Source organism: Candidatus Skiveiella danica (assembly GCF_022705245.1).
GTDB classification, from domain to species: domain Bacteria; phylum Pseudomonadota; class Gammaproteobacteria; order Burkholderiales; family Burkholderiaceae_C; genus Skiveiella; species Skiveiella danica.
On the sequence record NZ_JAKJEW010000008.1, the window covers coordinates 58,691 to 83,218 of the forward strand.

Here is a 24,528-nt window from a genome sequence, read left to right on the forward strand (position 1 = left end):
TCGTTACGGAAAGTGGGCAGTGCGACAATTCTCCCATGATCGCCGAGCGAAATGTACCCCTGCAGTCCTGCAACAGCTTCGGCATCGTTGCGCGGGCCCAGACCCTGGTTCGGGTGCGTCAGCCGGCCGACGTGCAGGCCGTGCTGGACGACCCGGAACTGGGCCCTGCGCCCAAGTTTGTGCTGGGCGGCGGCAGTAACATCGTGCTGACCGGCGATGTGCGGCCGGTGGTGCTCAAGGTCGAATTGACCGGCCGCCGGCTGGTGGCCGACACGCCGAAGGCCTGGATCGTGGAGGCCGGCGCTGGGGAGAACTGGCACGACTTCGTGGCCTGGACGCTGGAGCAGGGCTGGCCTGGGCTGGAGAACCTGGCGATGATCCCCGGCATGGTCGGGGCCTCGCCGGTGCAGAACATTGGCGCCTACGGCGTGGAGGTGCAGGACCGCTTCGAGTCGCTCGATGCGGTGGACCTGACGACCGGCCAAGCTTTCACCCTGGATGCGGCGCAGTGCGCCTTTGGGTACCGCGATTCGATCTTCAAGCACGCCAGCAGCGGCCCCAACGGCCTGGGGCTGGCGGGCAAGGCGCTGATCCTGCGGGTGCGTTTCGCTTTGCCCAAACCCTGGAAGGCGGTGCTGGGCTATCTGGACCTGGAGCGCAAGCGCACAGAGACCGGCATCGAGGCGCCGTCGGCCCGGCAGATCTTTGACTGGGTCTGCGCGATCCGGCGCGCCAAGCTACCCGACCCGGCGGTCATCGGCAACGCCGGCAGCTTCTTCAAGAACCCGACCGTCACGCCCGAACAGTGCGCCGACATCATCGCCCGCGACCCCAAGGTGGTGCACTACCCGATGCCCGACGGCAGCATCAAGCTCGCCGCGGGCTGGCTGATCGATGCCTGCGGCTGGAAGGGCAAGAGCGTCGGCCAAGCGGGGGTTTATGAAAAGCAGGCTCTGGTGCTGGTGAATCGCGGTGGGGCCACGGGCGGGCAGGTGATGACCCTGGCCCGGGCGATCCAGACCAGCGTGTACGAGCGTTTCGGCATCCGGCTGGAGCCGGAGCCGGTGGTGGTGTAGCGTGCCCGGGTATCGGGCCGCATGGACTTCTTTTGTTCAACGTCTTTCAGGAAGAAACATGAGCATTCGACTGAGTTCATGGTTGCGTGGCGCAACGCTGGCGGGCGCGTTGCTGGCCGCCGGCTGCGCGGGTTTCAACGCGAGCACACTGCAACCCGGTGTGTCGACCTTGCCGCAGATCGAGGCGGCGTTGGGCAAACCGGCGATGGTCTGGAAGAACCCGGACGGCACTTCTCAGCTGGCCTATCCGTTCGGCCCTTCCGGCACCCAGACCTTCATGGTGTTCGTGGGTGCCGACGGCAAGCTCCAGCGCATCACCGGGGTGCTGAATGAAGCGCAGTTCGGACTGGTGCAGGCGGGCATGACGAAGGAGCAGGTGTTGCGCATCCTCGGGCCCTCCGGCGCGTTGTGGACGCAGACCTTTCCCCGGACGAACACCTTGGCCTGGACCTGGCTGTACTGCGCGCCGGGCAACTTCCAGAACTACTTCAACGTCATGTTCGATGTGGGCAGCGGCCTGGTGCGTTCGACCGGACAAAGCCCGGTCATGCTGGGACGCGAAGGCCTGACCCCTTCCTGCACCCAGACCGTCCTCGGCGCTTGAGGTTCGGGTTCACGGCGCGGAAGGCTCGCGCGAAAGCGCCTTTGACTTGCCATGAAAAAAGCCGCCTGACCGGCGGCTCCTGGCGGGCACGAAGATGAATCAGCCGCCTTTGCCGTCCTTGCGGCCGCCGTCCAGGCGAAGCATGTCGGCGCCGGAGCCCAGCGACAGCAGGCCCGTCTTGGCGTAGATACCCAGCTTCTGGCGCGTGTCCACGATGTCGAGGTTGCGCATGGTGAGCTGGCCGATGCGGTCCAGCGGCGTGAACGGCGCGTCTTCGACCTTTTCCATGCTCAAGCGCTCGGGCTGGTAGGTCAGGTTGGGCGACTCGGTGTTCAGGATCGAGTAGTCGTTGCCGCGGCGCAGCTCAAAGGTCACTTCGCCGGTGATCGCGCGCGCCACCCAGCGCTGGGCGGTCTCGCGGAGCATGATGGCCTGCGAGTCGAACCAGCGGCCCTGGTAGAGCAGACGGCCGAGCTTGCGGCCGTTGTCGCGGTATTGCTCGATGGTGTCTTCGTTGTGGATGCCGGTGACCAGACGCTCGTAGGCGGCGAACAGCAAGGCGAGGCCGGGGGCTTCGTAGATGCCGCGGCTCTTGGCCTCAATGATGCGGTTCTCGATCTGGTCGCTCATGCCCAGACCGTGGCGCCCGCCGATGCGGTTGGCCTCCAGGATCAGGTCGGCGGCACTGTCGAAGGTCTTGCCGTTCAGCGCCACCGGCTGGCCTTCTTCGAAGCGCACCGAGACTTCCTCGGCCTTGACCACGCAGTCCTCGCGCCAGAAGGGCACGCCCATGATGGGGTTGACGATGCGGATGCCGCTGTTCAGGTGCTCCAGGTCCTTGGCCTCGTGCGTGGCGCCCAGCATGTTGGAGTCGGTGGAGTAGGCTTTCTCGGCCGACATCTTGTAGCCGAAGCCGTTGGCCGTCATGAAGGCGGACATTTCGGCGCGCCCGCCCAGCTCATCGATGAACGCCTGGTCCAGCCAGGGCTTGTAGATCTTGAGCGACGGGTTTGCGAGCAGGCCGTAGCGGTAGAAGCGCTCGATGTCGTTGCCTTTAAAGGTGCTGCCATCGCCCCAGATGTTGACGTCGTCTTCCTTCATCGCGGCCACCAGCATGGTGCCGGTGACGGCGCGGCCGATCGGGGTGGTGTTGAAGTAGGTGACGCCCGCGGTCGAGATGTGGAAGGCGCCGCACTGCAGCGCGGCAATGCCTTCGGCCGCCAACTGGCTGCGGCAGTCGATCAGGCGCGCCTTCTCGGCGCCGTATTCCATCGCCTTGCGCGGGATTTCGTCGTAATCGGCCTCGTCGGGCTGGCCCAGGTTCGCCGTGTAGGCGTAAGGGATGGCGCCTTTCTGGCGCATCCACAGCAGCGCGGCGCTGGTGTCCAGGCCGCCGGAGAACGCGATGCCGACCTTTTGCTGGGCGGGAAGGTTTTGGAGAATCGTGGCCATGGTCGGGTCTCGGAAAGTAGGGCTCAGCCGAAGTGGCAGATGTAGTGGTAGGCGTCGTCCACGCGGATCTCAAAGCTGGAGTTGCCCGGTACGCTGAAGGACTCGCCGGCGCCGGATTTCACCCATGTGTCGCTCCCGGCCAACTTGTATTCGCACGAACCGGCCACGCCCTCCATGATCTCAGGCGCGCCGGTGTTGAAAGTCAAGGTGGCGGGCAGGATCACGCCCACGGATTTTTTCGTGCCGTCGGCAAAGGTGATGCCGTGGCTGACGCATTTGCCATCGAAATAGACATTGGCTTTCGTGGTGACGGACACGCCGTCGATGTGGGTGGTGGTCATGAAGTGCGAAAGAAGGATAAGGAATCGGCGAAACCCATGATTTTAGGTCCGCTGGCAGGTGTCAGCGCCGTTTCAGCCAGGCGTCGGCGTCAAAGCCGACCGTCACACCGTCGGGCCAGGCGACCACCGGGCGTTTGATCACGCTCGGGTGCGCCAGCATCAGGGCGCGGGCGCTGGCGGCATCGGACACCGCGTCACGGGTGGCCCCGTCGAGCTGGCGCCAGGTCGTGCCTTTTCGGTTCACCAGCCGTTCCCAGCCCACGTGCGCCAGCCACTGGTCCAGTTCAGGTTCTGGCACGCCTTGCTTCCTGAAGTCGTGAAAGACGTAGTCGATGCCGTACTGGCTCAGCCAGGCGCGGGCCTTCTTGACGGTGTCGCAGTTGGGGATGCCATAGAGGGTGGTCATCCGCCCATTCTGGCACGGTGCGGTCCGCGAATACCGTGCGGGCGCCGCGGGCCTTGGTGGGGGTGCGCGACAATCCGGGGTCCATGAAAACCTTATCCGACTGGCTCGTCCATTGCGAGCGCCTGCATCCCGTGACCATCGACATGGGGCTGGAACGCGTCAAAGCGGTGGCGGCACGCATGAACTTCGGCTTTGCATGTCCTGTCATCACCGTGGCCGGAACCAATGGCAAGGGTTCGACCTGTGCCATGCTGGAGGCGATCCTGTTGCAGGCGGGCTACCGCACGGGGGTGTACACCTCGCCCCATCTGGTGCACTTCGAGGAGCGCTGCCGCATCCATGGCGAGATCGCGCGGGCGCCCGACCTGATCCCGCACTTCGAGCGGGTGGAACAGGCCCGGGGCGACACGTCCCTGACCTATTTCGAATTCACCACGCTGGCCATCCTGAGCCTCATGGCGGCGTCCGGTCTGGATGTGGCCGTTCTGGAGGTGGGACTGGGCGGGCGGCTGGACGCGGTCAACGTCATCGACACCGACTGCGCGATCATCACCAGCATCGACATCGACCATACCGAACTGCTGGGCGACAACCGCGAAAGCATCGGCTATGAGAAGGCGGGCATCCTGCGCACCGGCAAGCCGGCCATCGTCAGCGACCCGATGCCGCCGCAAAGCGTGATCGACCGTGCCACCGAGATCGACGCGCCCCTGTGGCGCTTCGGGCACGATTTCAACTTTTCCGGCGACCGGCAGCAGTGGGCCTGGGCCGGGCGGGGCCGCCGGTTTGCCGGACTGGCCTATCCGGCCCTTCGCGGCGCCAATCAGTTGGTGAACGCCTCGGGTGTGCTCGCGGCGCTGGAGGCCCTTCGCGAAAAGTTGCCTGTGGCGGCGCAGGCCGTTCGCAATGGACTGGCGATGGTGGAGCTGCCGGGGCGCTTCCAGATCGTGCCCGGCCAGCCGACCCTGGTGCTGGACGTTTCGCACAACCCGCATTCGGTCGCGGCCTTGACCGCCAACCTGGATGCGATGGGCTATTACCCGACGACCCATGCCGTATTCGGTGCGATGGCCGACAAAGACCTGGCGCCCATGCTGGCGCGCGTCGGCCCGCTGGTGGATCGCTGGTATTTCACCGATCTGCCCACGCCGCGCGCGGCGCCGGCCCAGGCTTTGCTGGCCGGCTGGCAGGCGCTGCCGGGGCGCCGCGAGGCGCTGGCCAGTGTGCATGCGTCGCCAGTAGAAGCCCTGCGCGCCGCCATCGCCGCGGCAGACCCCGCTGATAGAATCGTCGTCTTTGGATCCTTCTATACCGTGGGCGGCGTTTTGCAGGACGGCATCCCGCGTCTCGATGCCAAACACCTGAACGCCTGAGTCCTTGCTTCATGGCATTTTTCAAGTTCCGATTCCCTGGCTCCCGATCCGACGCCGAAGCGGGGCATGTAGCGCCCGCGGAGAGCATCGAGGGCCTGCGCCGTCGTGCGCGCCACCGTCTGATCGGTGCGGCCGTGCTGGTGCTGGTGGCGGTGATCGGTTTTCCGTTGGTGTTCGACACCCAGCCCCGCCCGGTGGCCGTGGATGTGGCAATCCAGATTCCCGACCGCAACAAGGTCAAACCTCTGGCCGTGCCGTCCGCGGCAACGGATGCGGCGCCGAGTGTGGCGGGCCCGGTTGTCGCGGCTTCCGCGCCGGCGCGCGCAGCGTCGAGCCCTGCGGTGGCCGCTTCGGTGCCTTCGACGCAGGTGTCGGCGCGTGCCAGCCTGGATGCCCGGGAAGAGATCGTGGCGCCGGGTTCCGAGAAAAAGGCGGAGAAACCCAGCGTCAAATCGCCTGAGTCTGCTATTCATTCAGAAGCAAAAACCAGCCCTGCGGCGGCGCCGAAGCCCGAACCCAAGCCGGAGCCAAAAGCCGAAACCAAACCGCCCGCCGCCCATCCTGCCGATGACGGCCGCCGGGCGCAGGCCCTGCTGGAGGGCAAGGAGACCGCACCCGCACCGAAAGCCGCGGCGTCAGACACCGGTCGTTTCATTGTGCAAGTCGGCGCGTTCGCCGATGCCACCAAGGCGCGTGAGACGCGCCTGAAGGTGGAGAAGGCGGGTCTGACCACGTACACCCATATAGCGGAGACGGCCGAAGGCAAGCGAATCCGTGTCCGGGTTGGGCCGTTCACGAACCGGGCCGAGGCGGAAAAGGCAGCGGCGCGGATCCGTGGGCTGGATCTGCCCGCGGCCATTCTGACCCTTTGATCCGGCCGGATGCGTGACAGCCACGGATTGGTTCTTGCTGGCGGTGCTGGGGGCGTCGTTGCTTTTGGGCGCATGGCGCGGACTGGTCTACGAACTGATGTCGATGCTGGGTTGGATCGCCGCCTTCGTGTTGGCGCAATGGTGGGCGCCCGAAGTGGCACTGCGCCTGCCCATGAGCGGGGCCACCGAGCCGGTGCGATATGCAGCGGCGTTCGTGCTGGTCTTTGTGGCCGGCGCCTTTGCCGGCGGGTTGCTGGCCTGGATCACGCGCAAGCTGATCGAGGCCATCGGTCTGCGCCCGGTGGACCGTACGCTGGGCGCGGCGTTCGGGCTGGTGCGCGGCCTGGTCCTGTTGCTGGCGCTGGCTGTGGTGATGGACATGACGCCGATGAAGTCAAGTCCGTGGTGGCAGACTTCGACGGGCGCGGGGCTGCTGAGCACCGCGTTGAAAGGACTGCGGCCGGTGCTGCCTGAAGCCTTCGGGAAGTATCTGCCGGCCTGATTTTTTATGCGGCGCAGGCCCTTGCACCGCCGGTGCGAGTTCTGCGGCGAACGGGATGGAACTATGTGTGGAATCGTCGGCGTTGTCAGCAACGCGCCTGTCAATCAGCTGATCTACGACGCCCTGCTGCTGCTGCAGCACCGGGGCCAGGACGCTGCGGGCATCGTCACGCAGCTGGATCGCAAGTTCTTCATGCACAAGGCCAAGGGCATGGTGCGCGACGTCTTCCGCACGCGCAACATGCGCTCGCTGCCCGGGAGTTGCGGCCTGGGGCAGGTGCGCTACCCGACGGCCGGCAATGCCTACAGCGAGGAAGAAGCCCAGCCCTTCTACGTCAATGCCCCCTTCGGCATCGTGTTGGTGCACAACGGCAACCTGACCAACGCGCACGCCCTCAAGTCCGAGCTGTTCACCACCGACCACCGGCACATCAACACCGAGAGCGATTCCGAGGTGCTCCTCAACGTGCTGGCGCACGAGCTGGAGCGCTCGACCAAGGGCCTGCCGCTGACGCCGGCCGACGTGTTTGGCGCGGTCAGTGCGGTGCACCGGCGGGTGCGTGGCTCGTATGCCGTGATCGTGCTGATTGCCGGCCACGGCCTGCTGGCCTTCCGTGATCCCTATGGCATCCGGCCCCTGTGCATGGGCCATGGCGCCGATGGCACCACGATGTTCGCGAGCGAATCGGTGGCCCTGGAAGGGACGGGGCACCGGTTCGAGCGCGACCTGGCGCCGGGCGAAGCGGTGTTCGTGGAACTTTCCGGCGCCATCCATGCACGGCAATGTGCTGCCGCGCCGCTGTTGTCGCCGTGCATCTTCGAATTTGTCTACCTCGCGCGTCCGGATTCGGTGCTGGACGGCATCTCGGTCTACCAGGCGCGCCTGAATCTCGGCGAGACCCTGGCCAAGCGCGTGATCTCCACCGTGCCGCCGAACGAGATCGACGTGGTGATCCCCATCCCCGAATCCAGTCGCCCCAGTGCCACGCAGCTGGCGCACCTGCTCGGCATTCCGTACCGCGAAGGCTTCGTCAAAAACCGTTACGTCGGGCGCACCTTCATCATGCCCGGGCAGGAAGTGCGCAAGAAATCCGTGCGCCAGAAGCTCAACGTCATCGCCAGCGAGTTCAAGGGGCGTAACGTGCTGCTGGTCGATGATTCGATCGTGAGGGGCACCACGTCCAAGGAAATCGTCCAGATGGCGCGAGACGCCGGCGCCCGCAAGGTGTACCTTGCCAGCGCCGCGCCGCCGGTTCGCTTCCCCAACGTCTACGGCATCGACATGCCGACTTCCGATGAACTCGTGGCGCATGGCCGCAGCATCGAGGAGATCCGGCAGATCATCGGTTGCGATGCCCTGATCTACCAGGAGGTGGACGGCATGAAGAAGGCCATCGGCACGCTGAACCCGAAGCTGGCCAGCTTCGACGCGTCCTGCTTTGACGGCATCTACGTGACCGGCGACATCACAGCCGACGACATCGCGCGTCTCAACTCCGGCCGCCCTGGTGCTGAAGCGAGCGAGGAAGACAGCTCGCGCCTGGCGCTGCCCAACCCCAACAACGACGTATGAGCCAAGTTCCCCTGCCTCCCAACCTGCACATCAACACCCTGGCGGTGCATGCCGCCGTCGAGCGCAGCGCCTTCGGCGAAAACTCCGAAGCGCTGTACCTTACCAGCGGCTATGTTCAGCCCGATGCCGCCAGCGCGGCCGCGCGCTTCGGGGGTGAGGAGGAGGGCTACACCTACACCCGTTCCGGAAATCCCACCGTCACCAGCCTGGAACTGCGCCTGGCGGCGATGGAGGGCAGTGAGGCCGCCATGGCCACGGCATCGGGCATGGCGGCGATCATGCTCATGCTTTTCAGCCTGCTCAAGTCAGGCGACCACGTGGTGTTCTCGCAGTCGATGTTCGGGTCGACCATCAAGCTCATCGGCTCGGAATTCGCTCGCTTTGGGGTGGAATCGACCGTCGTGCCGCAGACAGACCTGGATGCGTGGCGCCAGGCGATCCGGCCGAACACCCGGCTGCTGTTTGCCGAAACGCCGACCAATCCGCTGACCGATGTGTGCGACATTGCTGCGCTGGCCACCATGGCGCGTGACCAAGGCGCCTGGCTGGCCGTGGACAACTGCTTTGCCACTCCTGTGCTGCAACGTCCCCTTGCGATGGGTGCCGACATCGTGATGCATTCGGGCACCAAGTACCTGGACGGGCAAGGCCGGGTGATGGCGGGCGCCCTCTGCGCCACCGAAGTGATGGTGCGCGAACGCTTCCTGCCGGTCATCAAGAACGCCGGCATGGTGCTCTCGCCCTTCAATGCCTGGGTCGTGCTCAAGGGCCTGGAGACCCTGGATATCCGCATGCGCGCCCAGTCAGCGCAGGCGCTGGAACTGGCGCAGTGGCTGGAACAGCACCCCGCGGTGCAGCGGGTGTACTACCCTGGGCTGCAAAGCCACCCGCAGCACGACCTGGCCATGCGCCAGATGAGCGGCCTGGGTGGCGCCGTGCTGTCCTTCGCTGTCCGTACGCCGGCGGCCGATGAGGCGCGCGAACGCGCGTTCCACGTGCTCGACAGCCTGCAGGTGCTTTCGCTGGCCACCAACCTGGGCGACACCAAGACCTTGGCCTGCCACCCGGCCAGCACCTCGCACGGCAAACTGACCGAAGCACAGCGCCAGGCGGCGGGCATCGGTCAGGGCCTGATTCGTGTGGCGGTCGGGCTCGAGCACCTCGACGACATCAAGGCCGATCTGCTGCGCGGCCTGGACACCCTGTAGACCCATCATGACCCAAGCCCGCATCCGTACGCGTTTTGCCCCGTCGCCGACAGGCTTCATCCATCTGGGAAACATCCGCTCGGCGCTGTACCCCTGGGCTTTCGCCCGGGCCAACGGCGGCGACTTCATCCTGCGTATCGAAGACACCGATCTGGAGCGGTCCAGCCAAGCCGCGGTGGACGTCATTCTTGAGGGCATGGCCTGGCTGGGCCTGGACCCCGACGAAGGCCCCTTCTACCAGATGCAACGCATGGACCGCTACAAGGCGGTGCTGGCCGAAATGGTCGCCGCAGGGCAGGTCTATCCCTGCTACATGGGCATGGCGGAGCTCGACGCGTTGCGCGAACGCCAGATGGCTTCGAAAGAAAAACCTCGGTATGACGGCACCTGGCGCCCCGAACCGGGCAAGGTGCTACCGCCCGTGCCCGAAGGGGTCAAGCCCGTGCTGCGATTCCGCAATCCACAGGGTGGCGTGGTGGCCTGGGACGACAAGGTCAAGGGCCGCATCGAGATCAGCAACGACGAACTCGACGACCTGGTGATCGCCCGTCCGGACGGCACGCCCACCTACAACTTCTGTGTGGTGGTGGACGACATCGACATGGCGATCACGCATGTGATCCGCGGCGATGACCACGTCAACAACACGCCGCGCCAGATCAACATCTTCCGCGCGCTGGGAAAGGAACCGCCCGTCTATGCCCACCTGCCGACGGTGCTGAACGAGCAGGGCGAAAAGATGAGCAAGCGCAATGGCGCCAAGCCCGTGACCCAGTACCGTGACGAGGGCTATCTGCCCGACGCGATGGTGAACTACCTGGCGCGGCTGGGCTGGAGCCACGGCGATGACGAGATCTTCAGCCGGGCCCAGTTCCTGCAATGGTTCAGTCTGGATCACCTGGGCCGCAGCGCGGCGCAGTTCGATGAGGCCAAGCTGCGCTGGGTCAATGCCCAGCACCTGAAGGCCACAGATGACGATACGCTGGCCGCGCTGGTCGCGGTGCAGCTGCGCGGGCGCGGCATCGAGGCTGACGAGCGCCTGCCGCGCATCTGTGCGCTGTTCAAGGACCGTTGTGACACCACCGTCGTGCTGGCCCACTGGGCTGCGGCGTTCTATGTGGACGTCACGCCCCATGCGGACGAGATGGCTCAGCACGTGACAGACGCAATCAAGCCTTCGCTGGCTTTGCTAGCGCAGAAGCTGGCGTCCTGCGCCTGGGAGAAGGCGGCGATTTCGGGTGCGATCAAAGAGGTTCTCGCGGCCGGGGGCCTCAAGATGCCGCAACTGGCGATGCCGGTACGTGTGCTGGTCATGGGGACTGCCCAGACGCCTTCGCTCGATGCGGTGCTGGAACTTGCCAGTCGCGAAAAAGTTGTGGCCTGTTTGCAGAAAGCGTGAAAAGCAGTCTATAATTCAAGGCTTCGATACAAGCGAAGTTGCTGATTTGATTGCAGGTCGGCAGTGACGCAAGTGCGGGGGTATAGCTCAGCTGGGAGAGCGCTTGCATGGCATGCAAGAGGTCAGCGGTTCGATCCCGCTTACCTCCACCACCACGTATCGACGGACAGATCCAAGGTTTTGACCCTATCGTCTAGAGGCCTAGGACATCACCCTTTCACGGTGAGTACCGGGGTTCGAATCCCCGTAGGGTCGCCAAGTTTGTAGCACTTGGCCATCGAAAGATGGCGAAGCTATCTACCAGGAGTGGTAGTTCAGTTGGTTAGAATACCGGCCTGTCACGCCGGGGGTCGCGGGTTCGAGTCCCGTCCACTCCGCCAAATCAAAACCCTAAGTAGTTGATCTACTTAGGGTTTTTTCATTGTCCGGCCGGGGAAAATTCTCCATCCCAACATCCCGCCCTACATCTCGGAAACGCTTGGGCGTGTCGCGGAAATGTGACGGCGCGTGACAGGCCGTGACGTCGTCGGCTCAGAACAGGCTCGTCGCTGCTCGGCGTAAACCGCTGTGCCACGTCCAAATTAGGCGTTGAGCACGACGGTAGGCGTAGGTTTCCAAAGTGTTGCGCCCCTGTTGGCCGTGCTTCGCGTTGCGCCAGTCTGACTCGTGGGCAACGATGGACGTGAGCGCCGCTTCCTTGAAGGTAATCGCTCTTGCCTGCGCAAGGCCTTCTTCAGTGCGCTTTCCCTTTCGCGGCGCTCCTGTACTGGGTCACAAGAAGCCCCAAACAGTTGATCTGTTTGGGGCTTTTTCATTTTCAGGACCGTCCTGACTCAGCCTCCAGAACCAATTTGTCCTTGCGCACCGGCAGGCTTGGGCGTGCTTCCCGGTGCCGCGACCGACCAGCTTCGCTTGCCAGCCGGGAAGGGCCTTCACGGCACCAGCACAGCCGCGCCATCGATGGCGCCGGTGCGCAGGGCCGCCATGGCGTCATTGGCGCGGTCCAGGGCGAACGGCGCCACATGGGTCGTGACCGGGTGTTGTGCGATCAGTGAGAAGAAGAGTTCGCCGTCTTCGCGGGTCAGGTTGGCCACCGAGCGGATGCTGCGCTCGCCCCAGAGCAGGCCGTAAGGGAATGAAGGGATGTCGCTCATGTGGATGCCAGCGCAGACGACGACACCGCCCTTGCGGGTGGTGCGCAGTGCGGCCGGCACCAGCGAGCCAACGGGCGCGAAGATCAGCGCGGCATCGAGTTCGGCCGGCGCGGGCGCATCGGACGGCCCGGCCCAGCAGGCGCCCAGCTTCCTTGCGAACTCGGCGCTTTGGCGATCGCCGCGGCGCACGAACGCGTACACCTGCTGCCCTTGCGACACCGCGACCTGGCAGATGATGTGCGCGGCCGCGCCAAAGCCATAAAGGCCCAGTTTCATCTGTCCCAAGACGCCGGACAAACGGTAGGCCCGGTATCCGATCAGTCCCGCGCAGAGCAGCGGCGCCGCATGAACGTCATCGTAGGCATCCGGCAGCGCGAAGCAAAAGCGTGCATCGGCCAGCGCGTACTCGGCGAAACCCCCGTTGCGGTCGTAGCCGGTGAACACCGGGGTGTCGCAAAGGTTTTCATGCTGAGCGGCGCAATAGGCGCAATGCCCGCAGGTGCCGCCCAGCCAGGGGATGCCGACACGGTCGCCGACGCGGAACCGGGTCACGGCCGACCCGAGCGCCACCACGCGGCCCACAACTTCGTGTCCGGGAACCATGCCGGGCTTGTGAGCGGGCAACTCACCGTCCAGGATGTGCAGGTCGGTGCGGCAGACGCCGCAGGCCAGCACTTTCAACAGCACATCGTGGGCGGCCGGCTCTGGCACAGCCAGATGGCCCAGTTTCAGGGGCTGCCCCGGCGCGTCCAGCATCATGGCTCGCATGCGGCGGTCCTTTCTTCATGTCGGCGCAGAGTGCCTGCCGAGCCTGCGCTCGTTCGATGTACGACGCTGACGAATGTGCCTGAATCCGGGCGGGCCGACTTTGCGCGTCCGCAAGGCTTCGCGATTCTGGCGCGCGGACCTTGGGTGGCAGCAGAACCCGCAGCCATCCGTGTTTGGGACCGGACCTTAGCGCCACAGGCGCAGAAGCCCGGTGGACAAGGAGGTGCCCAGCAGGATGATGACGCCGCAGCCGATCATCCAGGGCGTGATGGCCTCACTGAGGAAGACGCTGCCGTAGAAAAGGGCGAACACCGGCACGACGAAGGTCACGGTGAGCGAGCGAGCCGGACCGGCGGCTTCGATCAGGCGGAAATACAGAACGTAGGCCACGCCCGTGCAGAGCACGCCGACCACGAGCAGGGCCAGCCAGGCGGTCAGACTTGGCGTACGAGCGGGCCAAAAGAAAAGAGTCGGCAGCGCCAGACCCAGCGTGGCACCGATCTGGCTGCCTGTGGCGGTGACCAGAGATGGCAGCCCACCGAGGTAGCGCTTGGTGTAGCTGGCCGAGATGCCGTAGCACAGCGTGGCCAGCAGGCAGGCCGCGATGCCCAGGGCGGGCCCCCAGGTGTCCAGCAGGCCGGCTGCGGCTCCGGCCGGGCCGGCTTTGACACCGGCCTTGTCGGAGGCCAGCAGAGCGACGCCGGCGAAGCCGATGACCAGACCCAGGATCCGGGAGGCATCCGGTCGATCCTTGAGCCAGGCCCAGGCCACCAGGGCCCCGAACAAGGGCACGGTGGCGTTGAGGATGGCCGACAGTCCGGTGGTCAGATACAGCAGGGCAAAGGCAAAGCAGGCAAAAGGAAGGCCCGAGTTCAGCAACCCGACCAGAAATACCGCCTTCCAATGCTGGCGCAACTCGCGGCCGTGGCCCCGCATCAGCAACAGCGGCAGCAGGAACAGCGAGGCGATGGCGACGCGCACGCCCGCGGTCGGCAGCGCACCAAATTCCACCACAGCCAGCCGGGTGAACAGGAAGGATGAGCCCCAGATGGCCGCCAGCAGCACGAATTCGGCGAACCACGGGCGGGTGGCAGGGGGCGACCCGCTCACAGGACGCCTTCGATGCGCAGCAGCGCGGTCTTGCGATCGAGCCCGGCCGCATAGCCGGTCAGCGAGCCGTCGGCCCCGATCACCCGGTGGCACGGAACGATGATGCCGATCGGGTTGCGCCCGACAGCGGCGCCCAAGGCCCGCACGGCCTTCGGTCGGCCGATGCGCGTGGCGAGGGTGCCATAGCTGGTGGTCTGGCCGAAGGGGATGGCGAGCAGCGCCTGCCATACGGCCTGCTGGAACGCCGTTCCGTGGCTCAGGTCCAGCGCAAGCCCGAAGGCATTGCGCCGCCCGGAAAAATAGTCGGCGAGCTGTGCGGCGGCCTGCCGCAACACGGGATGGTCGGGTGCCAGCGCCCAGGCGGCGGTGTCGGGCGTGTCGCGTTGCCCCCTCACGAACCAGGCGCCGGCCAGGCCGACGGCCGAGGTGGCCAGCAGCATCGGCCCCAGGGGGCTGTCGATACGGCTGCAAACGAGTGAATCAGGGTGTTTCATCATCAAAATGCCTTCATCCCAGCGTCGGCTGGTCATAGTTTGCTATGGAAATAGTATTTTCATTGGCATCGGGTGTGGGCCCCCGGTGCCAGGCGCGCACCACGGCATAGCTGCGCCAGGGCCGCCAGGCCTGCGACGCCTGCTCCGCTTCGCGCGCCGAATCGACACCGAGCGCCTTTTGCAGGGCGATGTCGCCCGCAGGGAAGGCGTCCGGCCAGCGAAGCGCGCGCATGGCCATGTATTGCGCGGTCCAGTCGCCAATCCCGGGCAGGGCCTTCAATGCGGCCAGGGTTGCGGGCACGTCGGCGTTGGCGTCCAGGGTCAGCCCTTGTTCGGCCACCGCCTTGGCCAGCGCCACGATGGCCCCCTGGCGCTGGCGCACGATGCCGAGCTGCCCCAGCGCGTCGCCACTGGCTTGGGCCAGCACCTCGGCTGAAGGAAACAGGCGGCTGAGTGCTGGCCATGGCGTCGGCAACGGTTCGCCGAAGCGCTCCACCAGACGTTGGCACAAGGTGCGCGCCGCGGCCACGGTGACCTGTTGACCCAGGATGGCCCGAACGCCCAGCTCGAACCCGTCCAGGCAGCCGGGCACCCGCAGGCCGGCCAGATCGCCGCCGGGCGCACCCGCTGCGTTCCGTGTCTCGGGCGACAGGCAAGCGTCGATCACGGCGGGGTCGGCGTCCAGGTCCAGCCAGGCCCGCACCCTCGCGATCACGGCGGGCAGCGCGTCCCCCAGCGAGTCGCTGACCTGCAGGCAGACGGTCGGGCGCGCCGGGTCGAAGCGCACGGTCAGCCAGCCAGTGTGGATGCGTGGGCCCGCCTGCAGCCGCAGCGTGTGGCCCACCAGGACGTTCGGGGCTGTGCCGCTGACGAATGCCTGGCCGTCGAGGCAGCGCTGCGCCAGAAAGCCCAGCAGGGCGGGCACGTCATAGGGCGGTCGGTAGCCCAGCCGGACCGCCACGCCTTGGCCCTCGCGCGGCTGTCCGGCGTGGCGCAGGCGGGTCGGGTTCAGCCCGTAATGGGCGGCAAAGGCGGCGTTGAAGCGGCGCAGCGAGGCAAAGCCGCTGGCCAGCGCCACCCGGGTGACGGGCAGGTCGGTGTCGGTCAGCAATTGCTTGGCGGTCAGCAGCCGGCGCGTCTGCAGGTATTGCAGCGGCGAGACGCCCAGCTGCGCTTCGAAGATGCGCCGCAGATGACGGTCGCTCACGCCCAGGCGCGCGGCCAGCGCGGTCATGGCCGGCGCGCCACCGGACCAGGCGGTGGGGTCGTCCAGTAGCCGGGCGGCCTGCCGCGTCAGCATGCCGCTGGCGTCCTGGATGGACCAGGTGGCGGGACCGGGCGCCAGTTCGGGCCGGCAGCGCAGGCAGGGCCGGAAGCCCGCCTGTTCGGCCTGTGCGGCCAGGGTGAAGAACCGGCAGTTCTCGCGGCGCGGCACGCGCACCCGGCAGACCGGCCGGCAGTAGATGCCGGTGGAGGTCACACCGGTGAAAAAGCTGCCGTCGAAGCGCGCGTCGTGCGCCTTCAGCACCAGGTAGCGGGCGTCATCGGCGGGGTCGGCGGCGGGGCGGTTCATGCGGGGGATGGTACACGCGCGGCTGTCGGATACTGGCCGTTTCCGGACATCTGGCACCGGGGCGGGCGGCCTACAATGCAACGAGACCATCCACCGCATTTCAGGGAACCGCACCATGCAGCTGGCAGCTTCCATTTTCAAGGCCTACGACATCCGCGGCATCGTGCCGTCCACCGTGGACGAGGCCGTGGCCGAGGCGCTCGGCCGTGCCTTTGGCACCGTCGCCCTGCGTGAGGGCGAGACCACCGTGGCCGTCGGCCGTGACGGGCGCCTCAGCGGCCCTGGCCTGTGCGGGGCGCTGGCGCGCGGCCTCGTGGCGGTGGGCATCCAGGTCATCGATGTGGGCAGGGTGACCACGCCGATGCTGTATTTCGCCGCCAGCACGCTGTGCACCAGCGGCATCCAGGTCACGGGCAGCCACAACCCGAAGGACTACAACGGCTTCAAGATGGTGATGCGCGGACGCGCCATCTATGGCGACGAAATCCAGGCGCTGCGCACCCTGATGACGGACGAGACCTGGGTGCTGCGTGAGGGCGGCTCGGTGCGGTCCGTGGACGTGTTTGCCGCGTACCGCGACCGAATCGTGAGCGATATCAAGCTCGCGCGACCCATGAAGATCGTGGTCGATTCGGGCAATGGCATCGCCGGTGCGTCGGCCCCTTCCATCCTGCGTGCGATCGGCTGTGAGGTGATCGAGCTCTTCAGCGAGGTGGACGGCAACTTTCCCAACCACCACCCCGATCCGAGCAAGCCCGAGAACCTGCGTGACCTGATCCAGGCGCTGCAGGACACCGGGGCCGAACTGGGCCTGGCCTTCGATGGCGACGGCGACCGCCTGGGCATCGTCACCCGCGAGGGCAACAACATCTACCCGGACCGCCAGATGATGCTGTTCGCCCGCGACGTGCTCACCCGCGTGCCGGGCGGCACCATCCTGTTCGACGTGAAGTGCTCGCAGCGTCTGGCGCCGGCCATCGAGGCTGCGGGCGGCGTGGCGCTGATGTACAAGACCGGCCATTCGCTCATCAAGGCGAAGATGAAGGCCATCGAGGCCGAAGGCAAGGCCGCGCCGCTGGGTGGCGAGATGAGCGGGCACATCTTCTTCAAGGAGCGCTGGTACGGCTTCGACGACGGCACCTACGCCGGCTGCCGCCTTCTGGAGATTGTCAGCCGCAGCCCGGATGCCAATGCAGTGCTCAACAGCCTGCCGACGAGCTTTTCCACGCCGGAACTCAACGTGAAATGCGCCGAGGGCGAGCCGCACCGGGTCACCGACGCCCTGCAGAAAGTCGCCGGCCAGGCGTTGGCGGCTGCCGCCACCGCGCAAGGGCGCGACCCGGCACTGGCGCACATCAACACCATCGACGGCCTGCGGGTGGACTGGCCCGACGGCTTTGGCCTGGTGCGCGGCTCCAACACCACGCCGGTGCTGGTGCTGCGCTTTGAAGGCCACACGCCCGAGGCGATGCACCGCATCGAGGCCGACATGCTGGCCCTGCTGCGCAGCGTCAAGCCCGACGCCACCATCGAAGCGGCTGCCCATTGAGGCGCCGGGTGGGCGGGACGGGTCCTTGGCCGGGTCACGGCCCTTTCACGCCCACCGAATGATCCGCGCCCTGTACTCCCTGCTGACCTGGCTGGCGCAGCCGCTCCTGCGGCGCAAGCTGGCACGCCGGGCCCGCGCTGAGCCCAGCTACGCGGTGGCGGTGGAGGAGCGCTTTGGCCACTACAGCATGCCGCCGGACGCAGGCCGGCTGTGGATCCATGCGGTGTCGCTGGGCGAGGCGCGCGCCGCCGGCATTTTGCTGGAGCACCTGCGCACCGCGTGGCCGGGCCTTCGGCTGCTGCTGACCCATGGCACCGCCACCGGGCGGGCGGAAGGCGCACGGCTGCTGCAGCCCGGCGACCTGCAGGTCTGGCAGCCCTGGGACACGCCCCAGGCGGTGCATCGTTTTCTGGACCACTTCAAGCCGTCCCTGGGCATCCTGATGGAAACCGAGATGTGGCCCAACCTCATTGCGGGCTGCGCCGACCGCGGGGTCCCGGTGGCGCTGGCCAATGCGCGGCTCAACGAGCGCTCATTCCGCCAGGCCCAGCGCCTGGGCTGGCTGTCGCGCCCGGCCTACTCGGCGCTGGCCGCGGTGTGGGCGCAGACCCCGTCCGATGCCGGGCGCTTGCAGGCATTGGGGGCGCCCGTGGACGGCGTGTTCGGCAACCTGAAGTTCGACGCCACCCCGGACCCGTCGCAGCTTGAAACCGGCCGGCGCTGGCGCCAGGCCGCCGGAAAGCCTGTGATCCTGCTGGCGAGCAGCCGCGAAGGCGAAGAAGAGGCCTTTTTGGAACAAATACTGTCCATTCCCATCGTCAATGGGTCATCAGACGCTATAAAAAACGGAGTGATTGCCGCTCCGGAAGCCGAGGGATTGGCCGTCCAGTGGCTCATCGTCCCGCGCCATCCCCAGCGCTTCGACGAGGTGGCGCGGTGCATCGAAGCCCGTGGACTGACGGTGTCGCGCCGCAGCACCTGGGGCGACAAGCCGCCGCCTGCGCCGGACTCGGGCGCCGTCCAGATCTGGCTCGGCGATTCGCTCGGCGAGATGGCGGTCTACTACGCGCTGGCCGATGTGGCGCTGCTCGGCGGCAGCTTCGAGCCCTTGGGCGGCCAGAACCTGATCGAGGCCGCCGCCTGCGGTTGCCCGGTCGTGATGGGGCCGCACACCTTCAACTTCGCGCAGGCGGCGGAACTGGCACAGGCCGGTGGCGCGGCCGTGGCGGTCAGCGACATGGCCGAGGCGGTGCGGCGGGCGCGGCAATGGGTGAACGACCCGGCGCAGCAGACGCAGCGGGCGGCGGCCGCGGTGGCCTTTGCCGCGGCGCACCGGGGAGCGGCCAATCGCACGGCCCAGGCGGTCATCGCCCTGAGGAATTCCAAAGACTAGGACCGCACGGCGTCCGGGCACTGCGGGCAAGAAAAAGCCGGGCTGGGCCCGGCGGGTATTGCACGGGCGCGCAAGCGTGGCCGCCTATTTGGCCAGCAGGGTGTTGACCGCGTTGAGGTCTTCCAGCTTCAGCGTTCCGGCGGCCTGGCGCAGGCGCAGGCCACCCACCAGCACGTTGTAACGGGTCTGGTCCAGGTCGCGCTTGGTCGCGAACACCTTGGTCTGGGAATTGAGCACGTCCAGGTTGATCCGCACACCGACCTGGTAGCCCAGAACGTTGGCGTCCAGCGCACTTTGGGTCGAGGCCTCAGCCGTTTCCAGCGCCTTGACCCGGCCCAGGCCGGACTTCAGGCTGTACACCGCGGCCCGCGTGAACTGCGCCACGCTGCGTTCAGCCGCATCCACGTCGGACTTGGCCTTTTCTTCCAGGGAGAGCGCCTCCTTGACCTGGTTTTGCACCAGGAAGCCCGAGAACACGGGCAGGTTGAAGGAAAGCCCGACGGTGCCGGCGGTGGTCCGGGTGTAGAACCCGGTCGAGGAGTTGCCGCCCGGATAGCGGGTGTTGCCATAGCTGGCCGTCAAGTCCAGGGTGGGCTTGTGGCCGGCGTAGGCCTTGGCGACCCCGAGCTTGGCGATGTCCAGCGCCAGGCGGCTCTGCTGGACGGTGGGGTTGTTCTCGTAGGCGATCTGCACCCAGGGCTCGGGCTCGCTGGGCGTGACGGGCGGCAGCACCACCGGGCGCGCCAGCGGCTTGAGCTCGTTGGCCGGTCGGCCCACGATCAGCTCCAGCGCCAGGCGCTTCACGCGCACGTCGTTCTCGACATTGATCTCCTCGGCCAGGATCAGGTCGTACTGGGCCTCGGCTTCGCGGCTGTCGGTGATGGTGGCGGTGCCGACCTCAAAATTGCGCTTGGCCGATGCGAACTGCTCGGCCACCGCCTTCTTCTGCTCCCGCACCAGCACGAGGTTGTCCTGCGCGGCCAGCACGTCGAAATACGCCTGCGAGACCCGCAGGATGAGGTCCTGCTCGACACTGGCCAACTGGGCCTTGGCCACCTCGACCTGCTTGCGGCCTTGCTCATAGGTCGCCAGGTTGGCTGGCCGGTACAGGGGCTGCGAGGCGGAAATGTTGGCGTTTTCGGTGCGGAAACTGTTGTCGAAGGTCGCGTTGCCGGTCTTGTTTTCAAACTGGGTGCCGGAATAACCCGCTCCGATGCCCACGCTGGGCAGGATGCCGGAGGTGGCCTGGTCTGCCTTGGCCACACTGGCGGTGTACTGCGCCAGGGCGGACTGGTAGCTGGCGTCGTAGCCGCGCGCCGCCTCATACATCTGCACCAGGTTCTGGGCCTGCGCCGATCCGCCGAACAGGGTTGCCAGGGCAAAGGCAAGGGGCAGGGGGCGTGGCAGCTTCATGGGGGGTTCTCCGGATAGTCGTCAGGCAGGATAGAGGCTCAGTAGCGCGGCACGCTGGGGTCCACCTCGCGCGACCAGGCATCGATGCCGCCCGCGATGTTGGCCACATGGGAAAAGCCGTGGTGCTTGAGGAAGGATGCGACCTGCATGCTGCGCCCACCGTGGTGGCAGAGGCAGGCGACGGGGCGCTCCGGGTCAAGCTCGCGCAGGCGAACCGGCACGGCACCCATCGGGATCAATTGCAGCTCGAAACCGTCGGCCTGGATGCTGGCAACTTGCCACTCCTGCGGTTCGCGCACGTCCAGCACCAGCGGGCGCCCGTGGGTTTCGGCCGCCTTCAGCCAGCGGGCCAGATCATGCGGGGGGACCTGTTCGATCATAGGGTTCTGTCTCCGGTCTCGTCAGAACCGGAAGCGCGAGGGCGCGACAAAGTTCAGCAGGCGCGGCGTGACGGTTTCCCAGAGCGTGGTGGTGGTCCAGGTGGATTCGCCGGTGCGGGTCATGACCGTGGCCGACATGGCCGGATCCTCGCCCACAATGCCGACCAGGCGGCCGCCGACTTTGACTTGATCCAGCAACACCTGGGGCACCTCGGCCACCGACCCGCTGAGCACGACCACGTCAAAGGGCCCGTCATTCTTCACGCCTTTGGCGGCATCGAGTTCCAGCACCTCGGCGTTGTGGATGCCGGCCTTCTGCAGGTTGGCGCGCGCCAGGCGGGCCAGTTCAGGTTCGATTTCGACCGTGACCACACGCTGGGCACGATGCGCCAGCAGGGCCGCCATGAAGCCGGAGCCGGCACCGATTTCCAGCACCTTTTCATGTTTCTGCACGTTCGCGTCCTGCAGCAGGCGGGCTTCGACGCGGGGTGCCAGCATGGTCTGGCCGCGGGCGCCGCCTTCGCGCAGGGGGATCTCCATGTCCATGAACGCCAGCGCCTTGTGCGCCAGCGGCACGAAATCTTCGCGCCGGACGACCTCCAGCAGCTGCAGCACGTGGGCGTCCAGCACGTTCCACGGCCGGATCTGCTGTTCGATCATGTTGAAGCGGGCCTGTTCCATGTCCATTTGGTACTCCTAGGGGTATATTAACCGATTACCACCAATTTTACCGGCCCAGGCTTTCAGCCGCCTGATCAGCCTTGGCGCCGCGACGCCGGCGCATCCATTGGGCCAGGTCATCCATGTAGCAGTACACCACGGGCACCACCACCAGCGTCAGCAGCGACGAGGTGATGACCCCGCCGATCACCGCCTGCCCCATGGGTGCGCGCTGTTCCGACCCCTCGGTCAGGGCAAAGGCCAGGGGCACCATGCCAAAGACCATGGCCAGCGTCGTCATCAGGATCGGGCGCAGCCGCACGCGCGCGGCCATGAGCAGGGCGGCGGAGCGTTCCATGCCGTCCTCGCGGGCGCGGTTGGCGAAGTCCACCAGCAGGATGGCATTCTTCGTGACCAGGCCCATGAGCATCACGATGCCGATGATCGAGAACATCGAGAGCGCGGAGCCGAACATCATGAGCGCCAGCACCACCCCGATCAGCGTCAGCGGCAACGAGGTCATCAGGGCCAGCGGCTGCAGGAAGCTCTTGAACTGGCTGGCGAGGATCATGTAGATGAACACGATCGCCATGACCAGCGCGGAGACGGCGTAGGCAAAGGACTCGGTCATGTTCTTGGTCGATCCGCCGAACTGGTAGCGGTAGCCGGGCGGGAAGGCGATGGACTCCAGCGCGGCCTTGATGTCGGCGGAGACCTCCCCGGTCGAGCGGTTGAAGACGTTGCTGTTGATGGCCACTTCGCGGGTCAGGTCGCGGCGGTTGATCTGGTTCGGCCCGGTGCCCTCGCGCACGGTGGCGAGCTGGTTGAGGCGCACGATGCGCGGACTGCCGTCCGCGTTGACGCCCGTGGTGAACGGCAGGCGCTCCAGATCGCTCAGGGCATCACGGGATTCGGGCGACAGGCGCACGTTGACGTCGTAGGTCTGGTCGTCGCTGGCGCGCCAGTTTCCCACCGTCTGCCCGGCCACCAGCGTGCGCAGGGGGCCCGCGATCTGCGCCATGCCCAGGCCGAGTTCGGAGGCGGCCTCGCGGCGGACGTCAACTTCGATGGTGGGCTTGTCCGCCCGGTTGCTGGAGTCCAGGTCCACCAGCCCGGGCGTGGCGCGGATCTTGTCCATCACCAGCCGGGTCAGGCGATCGAGTTCCTTCAGGTCCGGACCCTGCAGCGAGAACTCGATCTGCTTCTGCCCACCCACCGGATCGAGCAAGCCCACGTGTGTGACCGTCACGCCCGGCACCTGCGCCAGTCGCGCGCGCAGAACGGCGGACATCTCGTCCACGCTGCGCTTGCGCAGCTTGCGGTCGAACAGGCGCACATAGATGCTGGCGGAGTTCTTGCCCTGGGCATTGGCCGTGTTCAGCGTGGCCAGCGTGTAGTTCACCTCGGGGAATTCGCGGAGGATGGTCTCGACCTGGCGCGCCTTGGCCTCCGTCACTTCGAGCGAAGAGCCCACCGGGGTGTAGAAATTCACCGTGGTTTCCGAAAAGTCGGACTTGGGCACGAATTCGGTGCCCAGCAGCGGCACCAGGGCCACGCTGACGATGAACACCACGACGGCCATCGCCACGGTGGCCAGACGGTGGCGCAAGGACCAGTCCAGGATGTCGTGGTACAGGTCGGCCAGCCGGTCGGTCGAGTGGTCGAAGAAGCCGGTGACACGGCCGATGGTCTTGTCGTAGAACGTCACCGGGGCATGGCGCTTGCCGTGTGCCTCGATGCTGGGGTCGTGCCAGATGCTGGAGAGCATCGGGTCCAGCGTGAAGCTCACGAACATCGAGATCAGCACCGCGGCGACGATGGTGATGCCGAACTCGTGAAAGAACTTGCCGATGATGCCGCCCATGAAGCCGATCGGCATGAACACGGCCACGATGGAGAAGGTCGTGGCCAGCACCGCCAGCCCGATCTCCTGGGTGCCATCCATCGCCGCGTCAAACGGCCCTTTGCCCATCTGGACGTGGCGCACGATGTTTTCGCGCACCACGATGGCATCGTCGATCAGCAGGCCGACGCACAGCGAGAGCGCCATCAGCGTGATCATGTTGATGGTGAAGCCGAAGATGTACATGAACAGGAAGGTGCCGATGATCGAGATCGGCAGCGTCAGCCCTGTGATGACGGTGGATCGCCAGGAGTTCAGGAACAGGAACACGATCAGCACAGTCAGCAACGCGCCTTCGATCAGCGTGCGCCGCACGTTGTCCACCGCGACACGGATTGCACGCGAGCCGTCGAAGATCGGCACCAGGCGCACCCCGGCCGGCAGCTGGGGCTGCAGCTCGGCCATGGCCTTCACCAGCCCGTCCACCACCGCGATCGTGTTCTCGTCCTGGGCCTTTTGCACCGACAGCAGCAGGGTGCGCTGGCCGTTGTAAAGGGCCAGGGTGTCGATCTCCTGGGCACCGTCCGACACCGTGGCCACCTGGTCCAGCCGGATTGGCGCGCCATTCTTGCGCCCGACGATGATGGCGCCGAAGTCCTCCGGCCGCTGCATGCGCGCATCGATCTTCACCACGCGCTCTTGCGCGAGCGAGCGCACGGCGCCCATCGGCAGGTCCTGGTTTTCGTTGCGCACGGCATTGGCCACCTGGTCGGGCGTGATGCCCTGCGCTTCCAGGGCCAGGGGCTTGAGGTACAGGTTGATCTCGCGCTTGGTGCCGCCCACCAGTGTCACCGCACCCACGCCACGCACGTTTTCCAGGCGCTTGCGCAGGGTCTGGTCGGCCCAGTTGGTCAGCTCGACCGCCGACAGCGCGCGGCCCTTGGTGCTGTCCGGCAGCACCGCCAGTGACCAGATGGCGCGGCTGGCCGGGTCGAAACGCAGCACCCGCGGTTCCTTGACCTCGGTGCGCAGATTGGGCCGCACGGTGGCCACTTTCTCGCGCACGTCCTCGGCAGCCTTGCGCCCATCGATGTGCAGCTGGAATTCGATGATGACCACCGACTGTCCCTCATAGCTGCGGGAGGTCAGCGCGTTGATGCCGGCGATGGAGTTGACCGCTTCCTCGATCTTCTTGGTCACCTCGCTCTCGACGATCTCCGGCGAGGCGCCCGGGTATTCGGCCGTGACCACGACCACCGGGAAGTCGATGTTGGGGAACTGGTCCACCTGCAGGCGCTGCAGCGAAAACAGGCCCAGCACCACGATCGCCAGCATCACCATGGTGGCGAACACCGGGTTCTTCAGGCTGACGCGGGTGAACCACAT

21 protein-coding genes and 3 tRNA genes are annotated in these 24,528 nt (G+C 66.4%); 13 read left to right on the forward strand and 11 right to left on the reverse strand.

Going from position 1 to position 24,528, the window contains the following annotated elements:
• Positions 1 to 35 precede the first annotated feature (35 nt).
• Complete coding sequence (murB, locus tag ACMUOY_RS06440; RefSeq protein ID WP_413891874.1) at positions 36 to 1,076, forward strand: UDP-N-acetylmuramate dehydrogenase; 1,041 nt, start codon at positions 36 to 38, stop codon at positions 1,074 to 1,076.
• A 58-nt stretch (positions 1,077 to 1,134) separates the two neighbouring features.
• Positions 1,135 to 1,680: a hypothetical protein gene (locus ACMUOY_RS06445; protein WP_413891875.1), complete on the forward strand. Its 546-nt coding sequence runs from the start codon at positions 1,135 to 1,137 to the stop codon at positions 1,678 to 1,680.
• Positions 1,681 to 1,779: 99 nt separating this feature from the next.
• On the opposite strand, the gene argG is transcribed toward ACMUOY_RS06445, so the two are convergent.
• The 3 genes from argG to ACMUOY_RS06460 all read right to left on the reverse strand — a co-directional run bounded on the left by argG (position 1,780) and on the right by ACMUOY_RS06460 (position 3,879).
• Positions 1,780 to 3,132, reverse strand: coding sequence for an argininosuccinate synthase (argG, locus tag ACMUOY_RS06450; protein ID WP_413891876.1), 1,353 nt, complete (start codon positions 3,130 to 3,132; stop codon positions 1,780 to 1,782).
• 23 nt (positions 3,133 to 3,155) lie between these two features.
• Positions 3,156 to 3,473 (reverse strand): pyrimidine/purine nucleoside phosphorylase, encoded by a 318-nt coding sequence (locus tag ACMUOY_RS06455; protein ID WP_413891877.1) that lies wholly within the window; start codon positions 3,471 to 3,473, stop codon positions 3,156 to 3,158.
• Between the two features lie 61 nt (positions 3,474 to 3,534).
• Positions 3,535 to 3,879, reverse strand: a complete 345-nt coding sequence (locus ACMUOY_RS06460) for an arsenate reductase (protein ID WP_413891878.1) — start codon at positions 3,877 to 3,879, stop codon at positions 3,535 to 3,537.
• 83 nt (positions 3,880 to 3,962) lie between these two features.
• On the opposite strand from ACMUOY_RS06460, the gene folC reads away from it, so the two are divergent.
• The 9 genes from folC to ACMUOY_RS06505 all read left to right on the forward strand — a co-directional run bounded on the left by folC (position 3,963) and on the right by ACMUOY_RS06505 (position 11,185).
• Positions 3,963 to 5,252 carry a bifunctional tetrahydrofolate synthase/dihydrofolate synthase gene (gene folC / locus ACMUOY_RS06465; RefSeq protein WP_413891879.1) on the forward strand — a complete coding sequence of 430 codons (1,290 nt, stop codon included), beginning with the start codon at positions 3,963 to 3,965 and terminating at the stop codon, positions 5,250 to 5,252.
• Between the two features lie 134 nt (positions 5,253 to 5,386).
• A complete protein-coding gene (locus ACMUOY_RS06470; protein ID WP_413891880.1) occupies positions 5,387 to 6,124 on the forward strand; it encodes an SPOR domain-containing protein in 738 nt (245 codons plus the stop codon).
• 13 nt (positions 6,125 to 6,137) lie between these two features.
• A complete protein-coding gene (locus tag ACMUOY_RS06475) occupies positions 6,138 to 6,626 on the forward strand; it encodes a CvpA family protein (protein ID WP_413891881.1) in 489 nt (162 codons plus the stop codon).
• A gap of 63 nt (positions 6,627 to 6,689) precedes the next feature.
• Positions 6,690 to 8,198 carry an amidophosphoribosyltransferase gene (purF, locus tag ACMUOY_RS06480; protein ID WP_413891882.1) on the forward strand — a complete coding sequence of 503 codons (1,509 nt, stop codon included), beginning with the start codon at positions 6,690 to 6,692 and terminating at the stop codon, positions 8,196 to 8,198.
• Complete coding sequence (locus ACMUOY_RS06485) at positions 8,195 to 9,406, forward strand: O-succinylhomoserine sulfhydrylase (RefSeq protein WP_413891883.1); 1,212 nt, start codon at positions 8,195 to 8,197, stop codon at positions 9,404 to 9,406. Before purF ends, ACMUOY_RS06485 begins: the two co-directional genes overlap by 4 nt.
• A 7-nt stretch (positions 9,407 to 9,413) precedes the next feature.
• Positions 9,414 to 10,805 (forward strand): glutamate--tRNA ligase, encoded by a 1,392-nt coding sequence (gene gltX, locus ACMUOY_RS06490; protein WP_413891884.1) that lies wholly within the window; start codon positions 9,414 to 9,416, stop codon positions 10,803 to 10,805.
• Between the two features lie 76 nt (positions 10,806 to 10,881).
• Positions 10,882 to 10,957: transfer RNA gene (locus ACMUOY_RS06495), tRNA-Ala, on the forward strand.
• Between the two features lie 30 nt (positions 10,958 to 10,987).
• Positions 10,988 to 11,063, forward strand: a tRNA-Glu gene (locus ACMUOY_RS06500).
• A 45-nt stretch (positions 11,064 to 11,108) separates the two neighbouring features.
• Positions 11,109 to 11,185 (forward strand) — tRNA-Asp (locus ACMUOY_RS06505).
• 552 nt (positions 11,186 to 11,737) lie between these two features.
• Here the strand turns inward: ACMUOY_RS06505 and ACMUOY_RS06510 are convergent.
• From ACMUOY_RS06510 to ACMUOY_RS06525, 4 genes are all read right to left on the reverse strand, one after another.
• Positions 11,738 to 12,727: a zinc-dependent alcohol dehydrogenase family protein gene (locus ACMUOY_RS06510; RefSeq protein WP_413891885.1), complete on the reverse strand. Its 990-nt coding sequence runs from the start codon at positions 12,725 to 12,727 to the stop codon at positions 11,738 to 11,740.
• 186 nt (positions 12,728 to 12,913) lie between these two features.
• The gene (locus tag ACMUOY_RS06515) at positions 12,914 to 13,837 is read right to left on the reverse strand and encodes a DMT family transporter (RefSeq protein WP_413891886.1); all 924 of its coding nucleotides are present in this window, start codon (positions 13,835 to 13,837) and stop codon (positions 12,914 to 12,916) included.
• Positions 13,834 to 14,331, reverse strand: coding sequence for a methylated-DNA--[protein]-cysteine S-methyltransferase (locus ACMUOY_RS06520; RefSeq protein WP_413891887.1), 498 nt, complete (start codon positions 14,329 to 14,331; stop codon positions 13,834 to 13,836). The genes ACMUOY_RS06515 and ACMUOY_RS06520 overlap by 4 nt, the downstream gene beginning before the upstream one ends.
• Before the next feature lie 13 nt (positions 14,332 to 14,344).
• Positions 14,345 to 15,904, reverse strand: a complete 1,560-nt coding sequence (locus ACMUOY_RS06525; RefSeq protein ID WP_413891888.1) for an Ada metal-binding domain-containing protein — start codon at positions 15,902 to 15,904, stop codon at positions 14,345 to 14,347.
• A 115-nt stretch (positions 15,905 to 16,019) separates the two neighbouring features.
• Between ACMUOY_RS06525 and ACMUOY_RS06530 the strand changes: the two genes are divergently transcribed.
• Complete coding sequence (locus tag ACMUOY_RS06530) at positions 16,020 to 17,453, forward strand: phosphomannomutase/phosphoglucomutase (RefSeq protein ID WP_413891889.1); 1,434 nt, start codon at positions 16,020 to 16,022, stop codon at positions 17,451 to 17,453.
• A gap of 58 nt (positions 17,454 to 17,511) precedes the next feature.
• Positions 17,512 to 18,846, forward strand: coding sequence for a 3-deoxy-D-manno-octulosonic acid transferase (locus tag ACMUOY_RS06535; RefSeq protein ID WP_413891890.1), 1,335 nt, complete (start codon positions 17,512 to 17,514; stop codon positions 18,844 to 18,846).
• A gap of 84 nt (positions 18,847 to 18,930) precedes the next feature.
• Here ACMUOY_RS06535 and ACMUOY_RS06540 read toward each other — a convergent pair whose 3' ends face one another.
• From ACMUOY_RS06540 to ACMUOY_RS06555, 4 genes are read right to left on the reverse strand one after another with little or no spacing between them, the layout of a single operon-like run.
• A complete protein-coding gene (locus ACMUOY_RS06540; RefSeq protein WP_413891891.1) occupies positions 18,931 to 20,259 on the reverse strand; it encodes a TolC family outer membrane protein in 1,329 nt (442 codons plus the stop codon).
• A gap of 38 nt (positions 20,260 to 20,297) precedes the next feature.
• Entirely contained in the window at positions 20,298 to 20,639 is a 342-nt protein-coding gene (locus ACMUOY_RS06545; protein ID WP_413891892.1) for a rhodanese-like domain-containing protein, read from the reverse strand.
• 21 nt (positions 20,640 to 20,660) lie between these two features.
• Complete coding sequence (locus ACMUOY_RS06550) at positions 20,661 to 21,326, reverse strand: protein-L-isoaspartate O-methyltransferase family protein (protein ID WP_413891893.1); 666 nt, start codon at positions 21,324 to 21,326, stop codon at positions 20,661 to 20,663.
• Positions 21,327 to 21,366: 40 nt separating this feature from the next.
• A complete protein-coding gene (locus tag ACMUOY_RS06555) occupies positions 21,367 to 24,528 on the reverse strand; it encodes an efflux RND transporter permease subunit (RefSeq protein ID WP_413891894.1) in 3,162 nt (1,053 codons plus the stop codon).